The sequence below is a fragment of the Bartonella rattimassiliensis 15908 genome, assembly GCF_000278215.1.
Lineage (GTDB): Bacteria > Pseudomonadota > Alphaproteobacteria > Rhizobiales > Rhizobiaceae > Bartonella > Bartonella rattimassiliensis.
Map to the genome: position 1 here is coordinate 239874 of NZ_JH725064.1, position 1120 is coordinate 240993.

Annotated in this window: 1 protein-coding gene; it reads left to right on the forward strand. The window is 31.8% G+C overall.

Going from position 1 to position 1120, the window contains the following annotated elements:
- Positions 1 to 556: 556 nt before the first annotated feature.
- Positions 557 to 1120, forward strand: a 564-nt coding sequence (locus MCY_RS09605; protein WP_007346495.1) for a TrbJ/VirB5 family protein, incomplete at its 3' end; no start/stop codon positions are given.

The following is a 1120-nucleotide window of genomic DNA, read 5'->3' on the forward strand; positions in this document are numbered from 1 at the left end:
AACAAAATATAGGTTGTGCGCTTGGTGATGCCCTCACCTTATCTATTATCCCTATTGTCCTGATATTCAACTGTCCAGCATTGCCCATTCTCTAGTAAAAGGCATAACATCATTCGGCTATCTGTGGAGATTAAAGGCAACAGGCTCTGCTTCTCGTCGAAAATAGCCCTGTCAAATAACCGGTTAACACTCTCAGGATATTTGCACTGAAATTGAGCTATTGTCACAAATTAGAAAACAAAATTAAGAAAAGACAAACTATCGTGAACTATACACTTTACTTTATCATTAAGATTATAATAATGATATTAAATATTGAGCTTTATTTAACTATCAAAAAAAGGAGTATTAAAATAAATTCTGTCATTTTTGTAATTTTAATTATGAGTATTCTATCAGTTTGTACGTAGTACCAGAACTGAAACAACCAAATGATAGAAACGATGTAGCTATTATGAAAGAAGCTGAGATTTAGAACATGGTCTCATAAATGAATTTATAATAGCAATGTGATGATTAGTTTTTCTAAATATGTGAAAATTAAAGAGTGTGGAATATGAAAAAGCTGATTATTGTTATAATAATGAGTACATTTCTTGGGACATCAAGCTTAGCACAACAGCCCCCAGCTGCATCTGATCCACGACTAACTGATGCTGAAAAATCATTAGCGAACCTAGCTTTTTTCTGGGCCAACCTACCTCCTGGTGTTATAGAAACATTAGAGAAACGCCATCACAATAATAAAACATTGCGTGAACTGTTTGAAAAAATACATAAATCTATGACAGATCCTAAAATAACAAAAGGTAAACTATATCATGATCATTATCATAATTTTAGGCCGTATGATGACGATGATTTTTTTCTTAAAAATCCTCAAAATATCTATAACAACCGAATTGATGCAACTAAAGAAATGAATAAAATGTTAACAACATGGATTGAGAACGTTAAATACTTCGAAAAAATGAATGGTTTCAAACCCTCTATAGCTTCACGTGCCAAATTTTTAGGCATGGTTGATAAAGCCGTAAGTTTCCAAGCTTTCAAAAATATAAAAAATCGTTTTAATGAACTTAAAGAACTAGAAGAAAAAATCAATAAGACAAAGGATCTG